The sequence below is a fragment of the Nocardioides terrigena genome (genome assembly GCF_003047265.1).
Taxonomy (GTDB): Bacteria; Actinomycetota; Actinomycetes; order Propionibacteriales; family Nocardioidaceae; genus Nocardioides; species Nocardioides terrigena.
The window spans coordinates 14,603-30,362 of the sequence record NZ_PZYY01000014.1; the positions used below are offsets into that span (position 1 = coordinate 14,603).

Genomic DNA, 15,760 nt, shown 5'->3' on the forward strand with positions numbered 1-15,760 from the left:
ACCGCACACGGCACGAGGTGAGTGCCCCGGATCCGCCCAGGGTCCGGGGCACTTCCCATTTCCAGGAGTCCACGATCCCCCCTCCCGACCGCCGCACCCTGCGTCCCGTGCTCGTCGCCTCGACCGCGGCGCTGGTCTCCCTCGCCCTCCTCGTGGTGGCCGTCCGTCTCGGATGGCTGGGCGCCGACGTCGGCCGGGGTGCGGAGTTCTGCGAGCTCGAGCCCGTCGGCACGATCCGTCAGCCGGCCAACACGCTCAGCAACCTCGGCTTCGTGCTCGCCGGCCTGGCCGTCGGCTGGTACGCCGGGCTCCCCCGCGGTCGCCTGGCCCGGCGCGGCCTCGCGACGTCGTACGCCGTCGTCGTGGTCCTGCTCGGACCCGGCAGCATGGCCATGCACGCCACCCAGAGCGAGCTGGGCGGACGGCTCGACCAGCTCTCCATGTACGTCCTGGCCGGCTTCGCCGCGGCGTACGCCGGGATCCGGCTCTCCGGGCGGGGTGTCGGCACCTTCGTGGCCGCCCTGGTAGCGCTCGTGGCGCTCTGCGACCTCATCGGCCGGGCCGGAACCCTCCCGGTGGTCAACAACGCCGGCAACGCGGCGTTCACGGTCGTGCTGGTGGTGGCCGTGGTCCTCGAGGTCCGGCTCCGCCGCCGTGCCGCCCGCCCGGCGGGGCTGGCGTGGATCGTCGCGGCCCTGACCACCATGATGGTCGCCTTCGCTGTCTGGACGCTGTCGCGCTCCGGTGCTCCCCTGTGCGACCCGCACTCGTGGGTCCAGGGGCACGCCGTGTGGCACCTGCTGTGCGCCGTCGCGGCGTACTGCCTCTACCGCTACTGGACGACGGAGACGGCAGGGCCTCAGGAGAGGGCGGAGCCGGCCTTGTAGTCGGCGTAGGAGGCGTTCCAGTCGCCGTAGCCGTTGGTGAGGGTCATCCAGCGGTCCGTGCCGGTGTACTCCACGACGTCGCCGCGGCGGCTCATGGCGTACAGCCAACCGGCGTCGGCCGTGGAGAGGCCGGTGCAGCCGTGCGAGACGTTGGCGCTGCCCTGGGAGCCGACGGACCACGGGGCGGCGTGGATGAACTCGCCGGAGTAGGTGAGCCGCATGGCCCACTGCACGTCGTCGATGTCGTAGGCCTCCGGGTCGTCGGCGCTGATGCCGACGGTCTCGGAGTTCATCCGCCGCTCGTCGAACATCTCCATGATCACCTTGGTCCCCGAGCGGGTGGTGAAGCCCGGCTTGCCGGTGGTGATCGGGAGCGTCCGCAGCAGCGTGCCGTTGCTGAAGACCTGCATCTGGTGGGTCTGCGCGTTGACCTTGTAGACGTGCGCGTCACCGACCTGGAAGTCGACGGTGCGGCTCTCCTGGCCGTAGATGCCGTTGCCGGCCGGGACGGAGTTGACGTCGATGTCGACCGAGACGTCGGTGCCGGCCTGCCAGTAGGTCCGCGGGCGGTAGTGGGCCTCGTTGTCGCTCATCCAGTGCCAGGTACCCGGCTGGGCCGGGGTGCTGGTCACCGTCATGTGGCGCTCGAAGGCGGCCTTGTCGGTCACGGGCACGTCGAAGGTGACGACGACCGGCATGCCGACGCCGACGGTCTCGCCGGCGAGCGGCGCGACGGACGGGTAGGTCTGCTGGTCCAGGGTGAGCTCCTGGGTGCGGAAGCGCACCGGCCGGGTCACCTCCTGGCCGTCGCTGCGCACGGCGCTGCTGCGCGCGACGTAGTCGGTGCCGGGCTCGAGGCGTCCCGTGGACAGCCAGGTGCCCCCGTCGACCTCGCCCGCGAGCTTCGTGCCGTCAGCGGCCGTGACGGCGACCTCGGTCAGCTCACCACCCTCGGCGGTCAGCTCGACCGGTTGCCCGATCGGCACGGCCTGCGCATTGCGTACGCCGAGCGCGAACCGCACCGGGTCGGCCTTCTCCGCCGCCTGCGTGGCGTCCCCTCCGCGGGGGGCCGAGGCGTCCGGGTCGCTGGAGGTGGTGGACGACTGGCACGCGGCCAGTGCGGCGCAGAGCAGCACTCCGGAGAGGGCTGCGCCGACGCGGCGTACGGACGGCGTGCTGGTGCGGTCGTGAGCAGGCATGCGCGAGCGATCCCCCAGAAGGCGTGGAGCCAGGTCGCTTCTAGGGTAACCGCGGGCCCTGACGGGGCAGAATCAGTGCGCGTGCTCGCCGCGGTAGTACTCGTAGATCCAGCCGGACAGCGTGATCGCGCCGATCGCGCCACCGATGATCAGGAGCCACCAGGCGCCCATGGCCGTGCCGAACACCATGGTGCCCAGCGCCATGGCGCACCACAGCGGCCACCACGAGTAGGGCGGGAAGAAGCCGAGCTCGCCCGCTCCGTCGGCGATCTCGCCGTCCTTGCGGTCCTCCGGACGCGGGTCCATCTTGGCCGCGTGGAAGCCGAGGTAGAGCGAGATCATCAACGTCAGCAGCGCCGTCATCGTCAGGGCGGACGTGCCCGTCCAGTCACCGGTGATGAACCAGTAGGCCGGCGTCACCAGCACGAAGAAGATCGTGGTGATGATGAAGATCCAGGACTCAGCCTTCATCGGGCGTCCCCTTCGGTGGTGTCGTTGCCGTCGACGCGGCCGCGCAGCATCTCCTCGCGACCGTCCACGTCGGGTGCGTCGGCCGGCTCACCACGACGCTCGGCGTCGTTCTCGGCGAGCTCGAGCATCGCGATCTCCGGGTGGTGGAGGTCGAAGGCCGGCGACTCGGAGCGGATGCGCGGCAGGGTGTGGAAGTTGTGGCGCGGCGGCGGGCTGCTGGTGGCCCACTCGAGCGAGCGGCCCCAGCCCCACGGGTCGTCGACGCCGACCATCGGGGACTTGGCCGACGCGTAGACGTTGTAGAGGAACGGCAACGTCGAGGCACCGAGCAGGAAGGCGCCGATGGTGGACACCTGGTTGAGCGTGGTGAACCCGTCCTCGGGGAGGTAGTCGGCGTAGCGGCGCGGCATGCCCTCGACACCCAGCCAGTGCTGGACGAGGAAGGTGGTGTGGAAGCCGACGAACAGCAGCCAGAAGTGCAGCTTGCCGAGGCGCTCGTCGAGCATCCGCCCGGTCATCTTGGGCCACCAGAAGTAGAAGCCCGCGAACATCGCGAACACCACGGTGCCGAAGACCACGTAGTGGAAGTGCGCCACCACGAAGTAGGAGTCGGACACGTGGAAGTCGAGCGGCGGGCTGGCCAGGATGACGCCCGTGAGGCCACCGAAGAGGAAGGTCGTGAGGAACCCGATCGACCACAGCATCGGGGTGTCGAAGGACAGGGATCCCCCCCACATCGTGCCGATCCAGTTGAAGAACTTGACCCCAGTCGGCACCGCGATGAGGAACGTCATGCCGGAGAAGAACGGCAGGTCGACGGCACCGGTCACGAACATGTGGTGCGCCCACACGGCGACCGAGAGGATCGCGATGCCGAGCGTGGCGCCGACGAGGCCGACGTAGCCGAAGAGGGGCTTGCGGCTGAAGACCGGCAGGATCTCCGACACGATGCCGAAGAACGGCAGCGCGATGATGTAGACCTCCGGGTGGCCGAAGAACCAGAACAGGTGCTGCCACAGGATCGGGCCACCGTGCGCCGGGTCGAACACGTGCGCACCGAGCAACCGGTCCGCCTCGAGCGACAGCAGCGCGCCGGCGAGGATCGGGAACGCGATCAGCACGAGCAGCGAGGTGACCAGCGCGTTCCAGACGAAGATCGGCATCCGGAACATGGTCATGCCGGGGGCGCGCATGCAAATGATCGTGGTGATGAAGTTGACGGCACCGAGGATGGTGCCGAGACCGGCCATCCACAGGCCCATGATCCACAGGTCGCCACCGACGCCCGGCGAGCGGACGCCGTCGGAGAGCGGCGTGTAGGCGAACCAGCCGAAGCTCGCGGCACCCGACGGGGTCAGGAAGCCGGAGGCGGCGATGAGCCCGCCGAAGAGGAACAGCCAGTAGCTGAACATGTTGAGGCGCGGGAACGCCACGTCGGGCGCGCCGATCTGCAGCGGCATGATGACGTTGGCGAAGCCGAAGAACAGCGGCGTCGCGAAGAGCAGCAGCATGATCGTGCCGTGCATCGTGAAGAGCTGGTTGTAGAGCTCGTCGTTGACGACCTGCTGGCCCGGGAACGCGAGCTCCGAGCGGATCAGCATGGCCATCAGGCCGCCGACCATGAACCACCCGAACGACGTGATGAGGTACATCTTGCCGATCAGCTTGTGATCGGTCGTGGTCATGATGCGGACCAGCTGCTGGCCCAGCGTCTTGCCGGTGTCCGGCGTGGTGCTGGCGGTGCCCGGGGTCGCGGTGGCGGTCACTCCGTGCTCCCTTCGGTGTCTTCGTCGTCCAGGCCGGCCTGGGTGATGGCGTCGGAGCCACCGAGGAGCGGCTCGTCGGCGATCCAGCCCTGGTCGGCGAGGTCGAGGAGGTAGGCGTCGTAGTCGGCCTGGCTGACGACCTTGACGTTGAAGAGCATCCGCGAGTGGTAGGTGCCGCAGAGCTCGAAGCACTTGCCGGCGTAGTCACCCTCGACGGTCGGCGTGACCTGGAACTTGTTGACCCGGCCCGGGATGACGTCCATCTTCATGAGGAAGGACGGCACGCCGAAGTTGTGGATCACGTCGGGCGAGTTCAGGTTGAACTGGACGGTCTGGTCGACGGGCAGCCACAGGGTCGGGATCTGCGAGGCCGTGCCCGACGTGTAGGGAGTCCGGCCGCCGTCGCCCTGCTCGGTGTAGTTGAACGTCCAGGACCACTGCTGGCCGACGACGTCCACGACGAGGTCGGGCTCGGGCTCGAGGGCGACGGCCTCGTCCTGCACCTTGACGGTCCAGTAGAAGAAGACGATCACCATCATGATCGGCGCGATCGTGTAGAAGATCTCCAGCGGCAGGTTGTAGCGCGTCTGCACCGGGATCTCGTCGTCGCTGCGGCGGCGGAAGCGGAAGACGACCCAGAAGATGAGGCCCCAGACGATGACGCCGGTCACCATGGCGGCCAGCCACGCGTAGCGCCACAGGTCGTAGGTCGCCGGACCCGTCTCGGTCATCGGCTCCGGCATCGCCAACCGGGCGATCTGGTCGCTGTCAGCCGCGTCGCCGCAGGCGCTCAGGAGCAGCAGCAGGGCGCCCACGAGCACACCGGCCGCGACCCGACGTACGGGCACGGCTGCACGCTTGGGAAGTTGCAGACCCACGAACGAGCCTCTCTTTCGGTCAGTCTCGACTGTGCGAACACTATCTCCAATCAGGTCGTGTGGGTGGGGCGGGTGGGGTGTCGGCGCGCACATCCGCCACGGGACGGGGACCGTCGGTGCGATGGTCTAGGTTCGGCGCGTGAGCAACCCGTCCGGTGCCGGCCCGAGCGGGCCGGACGACGGCCGGTCCGCCGACCTGGACGCGGCCTCGTCCGCGACCCTGCACCCGGCCGCGCGGGAAGTCCTGCTGGCGGCCCTGGACCGGGGCTACGCCGACCCGCGCCGCCTCCACGGCCGGGCCCGGGACGCCCGGTTGCTGCTCGACAACGCCCGGGAGGCGACGGCCGATGCGCTCGGCGTCCGACCGGACGAGGTGACCTTCACCAGCAGCGGCACGGACGCCGTCCACCGGGGCCTGCTCGGCCTCGTGAAGGGGTCGCGGCGCGGGGACGTCGTCGTCCACTCCGCGGTGGAGCACTCCGCGGTCCTGCACGCGGTGGCGTGGGGCGCCCGGGGCGTGTCCGTCGGGTGCGACCGCCTCGGTCGGGTCGACAGCGACGGGCTCCTGGGCGCCATCGCGCCGGAGGTCGGCGTCGTGGCCCTCCAGACCGCCAACCACGAGGTCGGCACCGTCCAGCCCGTCGGCGAGCTCGAGCTCCCCCACGGCGTGCCGCTCTTCACCGACGCCTGCGCCTCGATGGGCCGCCTGCCCCTGCCGGACGGCTGGGCGGCGGCCGCGGGCTCCGCCCACAAGTGGGGCGGCCCCGCCGGGGTGGGCGTGCTCCTGGTCCGCAAGGGCGCGCGCTGGCGCAGCCCCTTCCCCGGCGACGACCGGGTGGACGAGCGCTCCTCCGGCTTCGAGAACGTCCCCGCCGCCCTGGCTGCCGCCGCGGCGCTCCAGGCGGTGGTGGCCGAGCGCGACGAGGTCAACGCCCGCCACCACGATCTGGTGGACGTCGTACGCCGTCGCGTCGCCGCCGAGGTGCCGGACGTGGAGGTGGTCGGGGACCCCGTCGCGCGACTCCCCCACCTGGTGACCTTCTCCTGCCTGTACGTCGACGGCGAGGCCCTCGTGCACGAGCTCGACCGCCACGGCTTCGGCATCGCCAGCGGCTCGGCGTGCACGTCGTCGACGCTGGCCCCCAGCCACGTGCTCGAGGCGATGGGCGTGCTCACCCACGGCAACGTCCGCCTCTCGTTGCAGCGTGACGCCACCCGCGCGCAGGTCGACGCCTTCTGCGACGTGCTGCCCGGCGTGGTCCGCGACATCCGCGCGAGGGTCGGCCTGTGACCGTCCCGGACCTCGAGCTCGACTGCCGCGACCTGCGCTGCCCGATGCCGATCATCGAGCTGGCCCGCCACCTCCACGACGTCGCGCCGGGGCACGTGCTCGCCGTCGTGGCCCACGACCCCGCCGCACGTGTCGACGTCCCGGCGTGGTGCCGGATGCGGGAGCAGGAGTACGTCGGCGAGGACGTCGCCGACGACGGAGCGCCGCGCTACCTGATCAGACGCGTGTCCTGAGCTATGGATGCAGCGTGCGGAGGTGCGGCTCGACGTCGCTGACGGCGTCCGCGCCGTACGTCGCCTCGAGGCGCCGCAAGAAGGCGGCCCGCGAGAGCGTGTACTCCTGGGTGCCGACCTGCTCGACGACGTGGACGGCCAGCAGGCAGCCCAGCTGTGCGGCGCGCTCCAGGCTGAGGCCCCAGCCGAGGGCGGCGAGGAAGCCGGCCCGGAAGGCGTCGCCGACGCCGGTCGGCTCGACCTTCTCGATCTCGGGGACCGCGCCGACCGTGATGGACTCCTCGCCCTTGCGGTCGATGCGGACACCCGCCGCGCCGAGGGTGACGACCCAGGTGCCGACGCGGTCGAGGACCTCCTCGGCCGACCAGCCGGTCTTCTGGATGATCAGGCTGGCCTCGTACTCGTTGGAGAAGAGGATCTCGGCGCCGTCGATGAGCGGGCGGATGAGGTCGCCGTCGCCGAACGCGAGCTGCTGGGACGGGTCGGCGACGAAGCGGTAGCCACGCTGGCGGCACTCGTCGGTGTGGCGCAGCATCCCCTGCGGGTCGTCCGGGCCGATGAGCACGAAGTCCGGGGTCCCCACGCGGTCGACGATCGGCTTGAGCTCGATCTCGCGGGCCTCGCTCATGGCGCCGGCGTAGAACGACGCGATCTGGGCGTGCGCCGAGTCGTTGGTGCACACGAAGCGCGCCGTGTGCCGGGTCTGCGAGATGTGGACGGCGGTGCAGTCGACGTTGTGCCGCTCCAGCCAGGCGCGGTACTCCGCGAAGTCCTCGCCGACCGCGCCGATGAGCACCGGCCGGAGACCGAGGTTGCCCAGTCCGAAGCAGATGTTGGCGGCGCACCCGCCGCGGCGCACCTCCAGCTCCTCGACCAGGAAGGAGACCGACAGCTTGTCGAGCTGGTCGACGACCAGGCTGTCGGAGAACTTCCCCGGGAAGGACATCAGATGGTCGGTCGCGATGGATCCGGCAATCAGCAGAGGCACGCGCGAACACTACCCCCGGGTACGGCTGGGGATACCCTTCGGTAGCCCCTAGCGTCGGCCGCATGACGTCTCCCGACAGCGCCGCACGCCTGACCCACGCCGACCTCGCGAGCACCAGCGAGATGGCCGCCGACTGCCGCGCGACCAGCCGCAACCTGCGCCTCGAGCACGCCGCGCGGGCCGCGGTCTCCGCCCCACCGAGCATCCGCTACGAGGACTACCCGCGCGAGGTCGCCAAGCGCGACATCCGGGTCAGCGAGGCCGCCGCCCGCCTCGCGGAGGTGCTCTACGGGCGCTGACCGACACGGACGACGAAGGGCCCCCGCCGATGGCGGGGGCCCTTCGTGTGCTCGAGGTCAGTGGAAGGAGTCTCCACAGGCGCAGGAGCCGGTCGCGTTGGGGTTGTCGATCGTGAAGCCCTGCTTCTCGATCGAGTCGACGAAGTCGATCATGGCGCCGTTGAGGTAGGGGACGCTCATCCGGTCGACCACCACGGTCACGCCGTCGAAGTCGGTGGTGACGTCGCCGTCGAGGGTGCGCTCGTCGAAGAAGAGCTGGTAGCGCAGGCCCGAGCAGCCACCGGGCTGCACGGAGATGCGCAGGGCCAGGTCATCGCGGCCCTCCTGCTCGAGGAGGCTCTTGACCTTGCCGGCGGCGACATCGCTCAGGTTGATCTGGTCGGTGCGGCGGTCAGTGGTCGTGTCGACCTGCTCGGTCATCTGCTGCTCCATCAGTGGTCGAGGTGGATACCTGTCCCAATGGTCGCACACCCCGGGTTATTCCTCACTGCCCCGCCGTGACCGCCGGGACGGACCCCGGGCCCTACCGCGACCAGGTGCGTGCGACCCGCTCGGCGAGGTCGCTCAGCGCTCCGGAGGGGTCCGCGAACGCGCGCTCCTCCCCCACCAGCTCGACCAGCGAGTAGGCCGACTCGATCCCCAGCGCCCGCATCTCGCGAGCGCCGACCAGCACCTGGCCGGCCAGCGCCACGCACGGCCGCAGCGCCTCCGCGGCGATCTCGGCGACGCCGTACGGGACCTTGCCGGAGCGGCTGGAGAAGTCGAACGCGCCCTCGCCGGTGATCACCAGGTCGGCCTGGCGGGCCCGCTCGAGGAGCCGGACGTGCTCGGCGACCAGCGCGATGCCGGGCTCGCGGCGGGCACCGAGGACCAGGAGGGCGTAGCCGATGCCGCCGGCGGCGCCGGCGCCCTTCTCCAGGGACGTACGCCGGTCGGTGACGGCCGCGAACGCCTCCAGCCACCCGTCGATCCGGGCGATCTCCTCCTCGGGGATCCCCTTCTGGGGACCGAACGCCTTGGTGGTGCCGAAGAGGCCGGTGAGGGGGTTGTCGACGTCGGTGGCGGCCACCAGGGTGATGCCCGCCAGCCGCTCGCGGGCCGGGGCGAGGTCGACGCTGGTGACGGTGTCGAGGGCGATGGCCCCGCTGTCGAGGATGCCGTCGGAGAGCGCTCCGAGCGCGGCGAGGACGCCCGCGCCGCCGTCGTTGGTGCCGGAGCCGCCGAGCCCGACGACGACCGTCGACGCCCCGCTCTCGACGGCGGCGATCAGCAGCTCGCCGACGCCGTTGCTGCTGGCGAACTCCACGCCCCCGTCGATGAGGTGCAGCCCGACCGCCTGCGCGGTCTCGACGTAGGCGACGTCCTCGACGAACAGGACCGTCGCGGGCACCTGCTCGCCGTGCGGCGCCTCGACGGTGACGGCGAGCAGCTCGCCGCCGAGGGCGGCGTGCAGGACGTCCACGAAGCCGGGACCGCCGTCGGCCATCGGCGCCAGGTCGAGGACGTCGTCCGGCGCGTGCCTGGCCCACCCGGTCGCGATCGCCTCGGCGGCCTCGACCGCGGTCAGGGTGCCGGAGAACTTGTCCGGCGCGATGAGGACGCGCATGCGGCCATCCTGTCGCACGCCACGTCGGGCAGGTGCCGCGGACTACCCCAGGTCGACGATCGCCGCGACCGGACCGCCGCCGTCGGGGCCCTGATGGGCCGCGGACACCGACACGAAGACCGCCGGGTCGCCCGTGACCGCCGCCGTCACGCCACCCACGCACGACTTGATCTGCCGGTGCCAGTGCACGTCCGAGTCGTCGAGCATGGCGTTGCGCCGGCCGCGGACCTGGCCGTCCTGGGAGACCTCGCACTTGAGGAAGACGTTGACCAGGCGGCCGTCGAGGTCGGTGTGGTGCGGGCGCTCGGGCAGGTCGAGCCCGGCGGAGCGGATCGCGTCCCAGATGCCGTCGGCGTCGAGGGCGTCCTTCATCACCGAGTGGCCGACGCGGTAGCGCCCGCCGACGCCGGTCGCGTTGCCGACGACCACCACCTGCGCCTGGTCGAGCTCGACGCCCGACGAGCACGACGCGACCGCCGAGAAGAGCGACCGGTCGTGCATGACGTCCTCGTCGGTCGGCATCTCGATCTCGCCGAGCGCCACCGCGATGCCCAGCGCCGTACAGCCGTTGGAGAGGTCCATGGACTCGTGCGTGTGCTCGGTCCACACCGTCTTGCCGCGCGACTTGGCGTCGCGGATCGTGTGCACGGTCAGCAGCGGGGTCTTGGTCTGGACGTAGTGCACGTCGGCGACGTCGGTGATGCCGGCCTTCTCCATCGCAACCCGCACCGCGTCGGCCACCTTGGTGACCATCGCGACCCGGCCGATGTCCTCGGGCATCAGCACCTCGCTCATCGCGAACCCGACCGTCAGCCTCGACTCCTCGGCGGGCTCGGCGTCGGTGGTCGCGAAGATCGTGGCGTGCGGGCTGATGACCCCGTCGGTGCCGCCGGACCACACGATGGGCACCTGCGCGACCTGGTCCGCGGCCGCCCCCTTGGCGACGAGCACCTCGCGGAAGGCCCGGTCGGCGATGATGCGCGTGTAGTCGTTGACCCCGCCGTTGCCCTCGGTCTTGCCGATGATGGCGATCACGCGGTCGGCCGCCATGACGCCGTCGTCGATGAGCCGGGCGAGCTCGCTGGCGTCGGCGACGGAGTGGATCGGGACCTTGCGGACTTCGATGGCACTGGGCATGGATCGGTTCCTTTCGGGTGGGGTCTTCAGTTCGGTACGACGACGGTCCCGGCGCCGCCGGTCGGGTCACCGGTCACCGCCTCGACGATGTGGTCCAGGCTGGTGATGGCGGCGCGCCCGCCGCCCTGCTCGACGAAGCGGCAGGCGGCGTCGACCTTGGGGCCCATCGACCCGCTGGCGAAGTGGCCCTCGGCGGCGAGCGCCCGCATTTCCCCCACCGTGACGCGACCGACGGGCGTCGCCTGGGGGGTGCCGAAGCGCAGCACGGCGTGCGGCACGTCGGTGGCGATGACGAGCACGTCGACGGTGATCGACCGCGCCAGCAGGGCGGCCCCGAGGTCCTTGTCGATGACGGCCTCGACGCCGGTGAGCGTGCCGTCGTCGCGGCGTACGACGGGGATGCCGCCGCCACCGTTGGCGATCACGACGAAGCCGGCCTCGACGAGGGCGTGCACCGCCGCGGCGTCGACGACCTCCAGCGGCTCGGGCGAGGCCACGACGCGGCGCCAGCCCTTGGCACCCCGGTCCTGCCACGTCTCCCCGTGGTCGACCAGCAGCCGTGCCTCCTCGGCGGGCAGGTAGCGGCCGATGGGCTTGGTCGGCGTCCGGAAGCCCGCGTCGTCGGCGTCCACGAGGGTCCGGGTGACCACGGCGGCGCTGCGTCTCGTGACCCCGCGGCGCGCCAGCGCGGCGTCGAGCGCGTCCATGAGCACGAAGCCGAGGGTCGCCTGCGTCTGCGCGCCGCACCAGTCCAGCGGCACCGGGGGCACCACGGCCGCTGCGAGCTCGTTCTTGACCAGCAGGTTGCCCACCTGCGGGCCGTTGCCGTGCGTCACCACGACGTCGACACCGGCGGCGACGAGGTCGGCCACGGCCTCCATCGCCGTCTCGGCCGCGGCGATCTGGTCCTCGGGGCGCGCCCGGCCGTCGGGGCTGGTCATGGCGTTGCCGCCGAGCGCCAGCAACGCCCTCACAGGTGGTCCACCTCCGCGGAGGTGGACCCGCCGGAGAGCCGCGCGTAGCCCGGGCCGCGGTCGAAGAAGGCCTCGTCCCCCCGGGCGCGGCCGGCCCGCTCGGCGGTCGTCGCCCCGGCGTCATGGCCCAGCGAGTCGTCGTCGAGGGACCCGGTGAGCACCACGCCGTAGTCGGCCAGCGCCGACTCCGGCGACACCTTGCGCCAGACGACGTCGCGCACCACCAGGACCGGGTCGCGGACCAGCGGGTCGCCCCAGCCGCCGCCACCCGTCGTACGGATCCGGATGACCTCGCCCGCCCGCACCGGCTCGTCGTCGGCGAGGGCGTCGACCCGGCGCTCGTGCGGCCCACCGGGGTCGATGGTGACCTCGAACGGCCGGCCCGCCCGGCCGCCCCGGACGCCCCAGCACGCCAGGATCGAGCGGTCGGCGATCGACATGAAGTGACCGTCCTTGAGCATCCGGATGTGCTTCTCGTAGCCGAGGCCGCCGCGGTGCTCGCCGGCGCCGCCGGAGTCCATGGCCAGCCCGAGCGACTCCACGAGGAAGGGGAAGCGCGCCTCGGTGAACTCGGTCGGCAGGTTGCGGGAGTCGGGGACGACGTGGATGGTGTCCTCGCCGTCGGCGTAGTAGCGGCCCCCGGAGCCGCCGCCCAGCACCTCGCGCATGAGGTAGGGGCGGCCGTCGCGGTCCTCGCCGTACACCCCGGTGTAGCGGATGGTCTCCTGGTCGGCGGGCATCCTGCCGTCGACCGCCTTGGCGACCACTCCCGCGAGCACGCCGAGCAGCCGGAGGATGACGAAGGTGCGGGCATTGGTCGGTGCCGGGAAGACCGGGGTCAGCAGCGTCCCGGGCTCGGGGAAGCGCATCTCGATGAGCGGCACGATGCCCTCGTTGACGTCGAGCTCGGCCATCCGCTCGGGCGACTCGGCCAGGTTGCGCAGGATCGGCGCCAGCCACTTCTTGAGGAAGACGCCGTCGCTGTAGTCGCCGCAGTGGTTGATCGGGCCCTTCGCCTGCGGGCCGGTGCCGTCGAAGTCCAGGACCAGCCGCTCGCCGTCGGGATCGTCGGCCGCGGTGCGGGTGAGCGTGATGCGCTGCGTGTGCAGCCGCGGCTCGTCGACCCCGTCGTGCTCGGCGTAGTCCTCCCACGTCCACGAGCCCACGGGGACCTGGCTGAGGATCTCGCGGCGGTACGTCGTGGTGGTGCGGTCGAGGATCGCGTCGAAGCAGGACTCGACGGCGTCGACGCCGTACCGCTCGAAGAGCTCCCCGAGCCGACGGGCGCCCATCAGGCACGCGGAGCACTCGGCGTCGAGGTCGGCCGCGAGGGACTCGGGCATCCGGGAGTTGCGGGTCATGATCGCCAGCGCCGCGCGGTTGGGCACACCGGCGTCCCACAGCCGGATGGGCGGCACCATCAGGCCCTCCTCGAAGACGCTGGTCGCGTGGCTGGGCATCGAGCCCGGCACGGCGCCGCCGATGTCGTCGTGGTGGCCGAATGCCTGGACGAAGGCGACGACGCGGCCGCCGGAGAACACCGGGACGGTGACGCACAGGTCGGGGAGGTGGCCGATGCCGCCCTCGGAGCGGTAGACGTCGTTGTGGAAGAACACGTCCCCCTCGCGCATCTCCTCGATCGGGAAGTCGCGGGCCACCGGGTGCACGAGCGCGGAGTAGGACCGGCCGGTGAGCTTGCGGAGCAGCCGGTCGTGGATGCCGGCGCGGAAGTCGTGCGCGTCGCGGATCATCGGGCTGCGGCTGGTCCGGCCGATGGCGGTCTCGACCTCCATCTCGACGCTGGCCAGCGAGCCCTGGACGATCTCCACCAGCACGGGGTCGGCGCTCGCGCCGGCGTCGTCGGTGAGCATCCCGTAGGGGAACCGGGTGGGCACGCGGCGGCTCATCACGCCTCCTTGGTGACGATGATGTTGAGGTGGTCGTCGACCCGGGCCGCGAAGCCGGGGTGGACGGGGACCGTCGAGCCGAACTCCTCGATGATCACCGGCCCCCGGACGACGTGTCCCGGACCCAGGTCGGGTCGCCACAGCACCGGCGTGGTGACGTAGCCGTCCGCCGCGTCGAAGCAGACCGGTCTCGACGACCCCGCTCGCCCGGCCGGCGGGTCGAGCGGGGGCGAGCTCTCCCCTGCCTTCCGGATCTCCGGGCGGGTGATCGGCCCGATCCCCGAGACCCGGAGGTTGACCCACTCGACCTGCTGCGAGCCGTCTCCGGAGAAGTCGTAGCCGTAGAGCGCCCGGTGCTCGGCGTGGAACCGGCGGGCGACCTCGGCGAGCGCGTCCGCGTCGAGGTCGCCGTCGGGCACGCCGACGCGCACCTCGAACGCCTGCCCGAAGTAGCGGACGTCGGCGGTCCGGACGAAGCGGTGCACCTCGGGGGCGAAGCCCTCCTTGACCAGCGCCGAGCGCGCCCGCGTCGCGAGGGCGTCGTACGCCGCCTGCACGGTCGTGACGTCGAGCGCCTCGTGCAGGGTGACGTGGGTCTGGACGTAGTCGTTCTTGACATCGACGGTGAGCAGCCCGAACGCCGACACGTTGCCGGGGTTGGGCGGCACCAGGACGGTGGGGATCCCGAGGACGTCCATCAGCCGGCACAGGAGCAGCGATCCGGAGCCACCGAAGGTGGTCAGCGTGAAGTCGCGGACGTCGAGCCCCCGCTTGACCGTGACCTGGCGCAGGGCGTTGGCCTGGTTCCAGGCGGAGATCTCGAGCACCCCGGTGGCGCAGGCCTCGGGCGACATCCCGAGCTCGGTGGCCAGCGCCTCGACCCCCGCCCTCGCCGCGGCGGCGTCGAGCGGGATCTCGCCCCCCAGCAGGTGCGGAGGGATACGGCCCAGCATGACGTGCGCGTCGGTGATGGTGACCTCGCGGCCGCCCCGGGCGTAGCAGATCGGGCCGGGGTCGGCCCCGGCCGACCGGGGGCCGACCTTGAGCGTGCCCTCGGGCGAGAGCCAGGCGATCGAGCCGCCGCCGGCGCCGACGGTGACGACGTCGATCATCGGGATCTTGGACGGGAAGGCGCCGACCGAGCCCTCGGTGGTGAGCGTGGGCTCGCCGTCGATGACGACCGAGACGTCGGTGGAGGTGCCGCCGCCGTCGCTGGTCAGGACCCGGTCGAAGCCCGCCACCTGGGCGATCAGGGCGGCGCCGAGCGCTCCGGCGGCGGGGCCGGACAGCACGGTGGTGATGGGCTGGTGCACCACCTCGTCGGCGGAGAGCACGCCGCCGTTGGACTTCATCACGTAGAACGGCACCTTGCGGCCGCCGTACTGCTCCAAGCGCCGGCTGATGTTGGCGACGTAGCGGCTCAGGCGGGGCTTCACGGCCGCGTCGACGAGGGTCGTCATCGCCCGCTCGTACTCGCGGTACTCACGCAGCACCTCGCTGGACAGCGAGACGACCGCCTCGGGGTGCTCCTCGCGCAGGATCGCGCGCATCCGCTCCTCGTGGTCGGGGTTGGCGTAGGAGTGGAGGAAGCAGACCCCGAGGGTGTCGATGCCGCGCACCCGGAACCAGCGCGCCACCCGGCGGGCGTCCTCCTCGTCGAAGGGACGCACCTCCGCGCCGGTGAAGTCGAGGCGTCCACCGACCCCCTTCACGAGGTCGCGCGGCACGATGCGGGGCGGCTTGACCCAGAAGTAGGAGTTGCCGTAGCCGTCGGGCACGGACTGCCGGGCGATCTCCAGCATCGCGTCGTAGCCCTCGCTGGTGATGAACCCCAGCGCCTCGACCTTGCCCTCGAGCAGCTGGTTGGTGGCGACCGTGGTGCCGTGGCTGACCGCGGTGACCGCGTCGCCGCTGCCCCGCGGCAGGTCGAGGAGGTCCAGGACCTTGTCGATCCCGGCCATGAACCCGTCGGCCGGGTCGGCGGGCGTCGACGGGGTCTTGGTCGTGACCATCTCCCCGCTGTCCTCGTCGAGGGCGACCACGTCGGTGAAGGTGCCGCCGGTGTCGATGCCGATCCGGATGCGCCGGGGTGCTGGGGGCATGCGGACCATTCAAACGACCGCG

General features: G+C 71.6%; 15 protein-coding genes. 4 read left to right on the forward strand and 11 right to left on the reverse strand.

Annotated features, from left to right (window positions below):
• Nucleotides 1-107 precede the first annotated feature (107 nt).
• Nucleotides 108-887 carry a ceramidase domain-containing protein gene (locus DAE25_RS21460; protein WP_199907718.1) on the forward strand — a complete coding sequence of 260 codons (780 nt, stop codon included), beginning with the start codon at nucleotides 108-110 and terminating at the stop codon, nucleotides 885-887.
• Here the strand turns inward: DAE25_RS21460 and DAE25_RS21465 are convergent.
• From DAE25_RS21465 to ctaC, 4 genes are all read right to left on the reverse strand, one after another.
• Nucleotides 860-2,086 carry a L,D-transpeptidase gene (locus DAE25_RS21465; RefSeq protein WP_107768197.1) on the reverse strand — a complete coding sequence of 409 codons (1,227 nt, stop codon included), beginning with the start codon at nucleotides 2,084-2,086 and terminating at the stop codon, nucleotides 860-862. The two genes, DAE25_RS21460 and DAE25_RS21465, sit on opposite strands and share 28 nt — an antisense overlap.
• A gap of 72 nt (nucleotides 2,087-2,158) precedes the next feature.
• Nucleotides 2,159-2,557 carry a cytochrome c oxidase subunit 4 gene (locus DAE25_RS21470; RefSeq protein WP_056885515.1) on the reverse strand — a complete coding sequence of 133 codons (399 nt, stop codon included), beginning with the start codon at nucleotides 2,555-2,557 and terminating at the stop codon, nucleotides 2,159-2,161.
• On the reverse strand, nucleotides 2,554-4,323 hold the full coding sequence (gene ctaD, locus DAE25_RS21475) for an aa3-type cytochrome oxidase subunit I (protein ID WP_107768199.1): 1,770 nt from the start codon (nucleotides 4,321-4,323) through the stop codon (nucleotides 2,554-2,556). The genes DAE25_RS21470 and ctaD overlap by 4 nt, the downstream gene beginning before the upstream one ends.
• Nucleotides 4,320-5,171, reverse strand: a complete 852-nt coding sequence (ctaC, locus tag DAE25_RS21480; protein WP_234411195.1) for an aa3-type cytochrome oxidase subunit II — start codon at nucleotides 5,169-5,171, stop codon at nucleotides 4,320-4,322. Before ctaC ends, ctaD begins: the two co-directional genes overlap by 4 nt.
• A 169-nt stretch (nucleotides 5,172-5,340) precedes the next feature.
• Between ctaC and DAE25_RS21485 the strand changes: the two genes are divergently transcribed.
• Both DAE25_RS21485 and DAE25_RS21490 read left to right on the forward strand, forming a co-directional pair.
• Complete coding sequence (locus DAE25_RS21485) at nucleotides 5,341-6,492, forward strand: cysteine desulfurase family protein (RefSeq protein ID WP_234411196.1); 1,152 nt, start codon at nucleotides 5,341-5,343, stop codon at nucleotides 6,490-6,492.
• Complete coding sequence (locus DAE25_RS21490; protein WP_107768203.1) at nucleotides 6,489-6,725, forward strand: sulfurtransferase TusA family protein; 237 nt, start codon at nucleotides 6,489-6,491, stop codon at nucleotides 6,723-6,725. Before DAE25_RS21485 ends, DAE25_RS21490 begins: the two co-directional genes overlap by 4 nt.
• Nucleotide 6,726: 1 nt before the next feature.
• Here DAE25_RS21490 and DAE25_RS21495 read toward each other — a convergent pair whose 3' ends face one another.
• Nucleotides 6,727-7,713 (reverse strand): carbohydrate kinase family protein, encoded by a 987-nt coding sequence (locus DAE25_RS21495; RefSeq protein ID WP_107768205.1) that lies wholly within the window; start codon nucleotides 7,711-7,713, stop codon nucleotides 6,727-6,729.
• A 62-nt stretch (nucleotides 7,714-7,775) separates the two neighbouring features.
• Here DAE25_RS21495 and DAE25_RS21500 point away from each other — a divergent pair, with 62 nt between their 5' ends.
• Nucleotides 7,776-8,012: a hypothetical protein gene (locus DAE25_RS21500; RefSeq protein ID WP_107768207.1), complete on the forward strand. Its 237-nt coding sequence runs from the start codon at nucleotides 7,776-7,778 to the stop codon at nucleotides 8,010-8,012.
• 57 nt (nucleotides 8,013-8,069) lie between these two features.
• On the opposite strand, the gene erpA is transcribed toward DAE25_RS21500, so the two are convergent.
• The 6 genes from erpA to DAE25_RS21530 all read right to left on the reverse strand — a co-directional run bounded on the left by erpA (nucleotide 8,070) and on the right by DAE25_RS21530 (nucleotide 15,738).
• A complete protein-coding gene (gene erpA / locus DAE25_RS21505) occupies nucleotides 8,070-8,432 on the reverse strand; it encodes an iron-sulfur cluster insertion protein ErpA (RefSeq protein WP_107768288.1) in 363 nt (120 codons plus the stop codon).
• Nucleotides 8,433-8,535: 103 nt separating this feature from the next.
• Nucleotides 8,536-9,618, reverse strand: coding sequence for a glycerate kinase family protein (locus DAE25_RS21510; RefSeq protein ID WP_107768209.1), 1,083 nt, complete (start codon nucleotides 9,616-9,618; stop codon nucleotides 8,536-8,538).
• Nucleotides 9,619-9,660: 42 nt separating this feature from the next.
• A complete protein-coding gene (bar, locus tag DAE25_RS21515) occupies nucleotides 9,661-10,755 on the reverse strand; it encodes a barbiturase (protein WP_107768210.1) in 1,095 nt (364 codons plus the stop codon).
• A 26-nt stretch (nucleotides 10,756-10,781) separates the two neighbouring features.
• A complete protein-coding gene (locus DAE25_RS21520; protein ID WP_107768211.1) occupies nucleotides 10,782-11,729 on the reverse strand; it encodes a carbamate kinase in 948 nt (315 codons plus the stop codon).
• Nucleotides 11,726-13,636 carry a hydantoinase B/oxoprolinase family protein gene (locus DAE25_RS21525; RefSeq protein WP_107768212.1) on the reverse strand — a complete coding sequence of 637 codons (1,911 nt, stop codon included), beginning with the start codon at nucleotides 13,634-13,636 and terminating at the stop codon, nucleotides 11,726-11,728. The genes DAE25_RS21520 and DAE25_RS21525 overlap by 4 nt, the downstream gene beginning before the upstream one ends.
• Nucleotides 13,636-15,738 carry a hydantoinase/oxoprolinase family protein gene (locus DAE25_RS21530; protein WP_107768289.1) on the reverse strand — a complete coding sequence of 701 codons (2,103 nt, stop codon included), beginning with the start codon at nucleotides 15,736-15,738 and terminating at the stop codon, nucleotides 13,636-13,638. Before DAE25_RS21530 ends, DAE25_RS21525 begins: the two co-directional genes overlap by 1 nt.
• Between the last annotated feature and the right edge of the window lie 22 nt (nucleotides 15,739-15,760).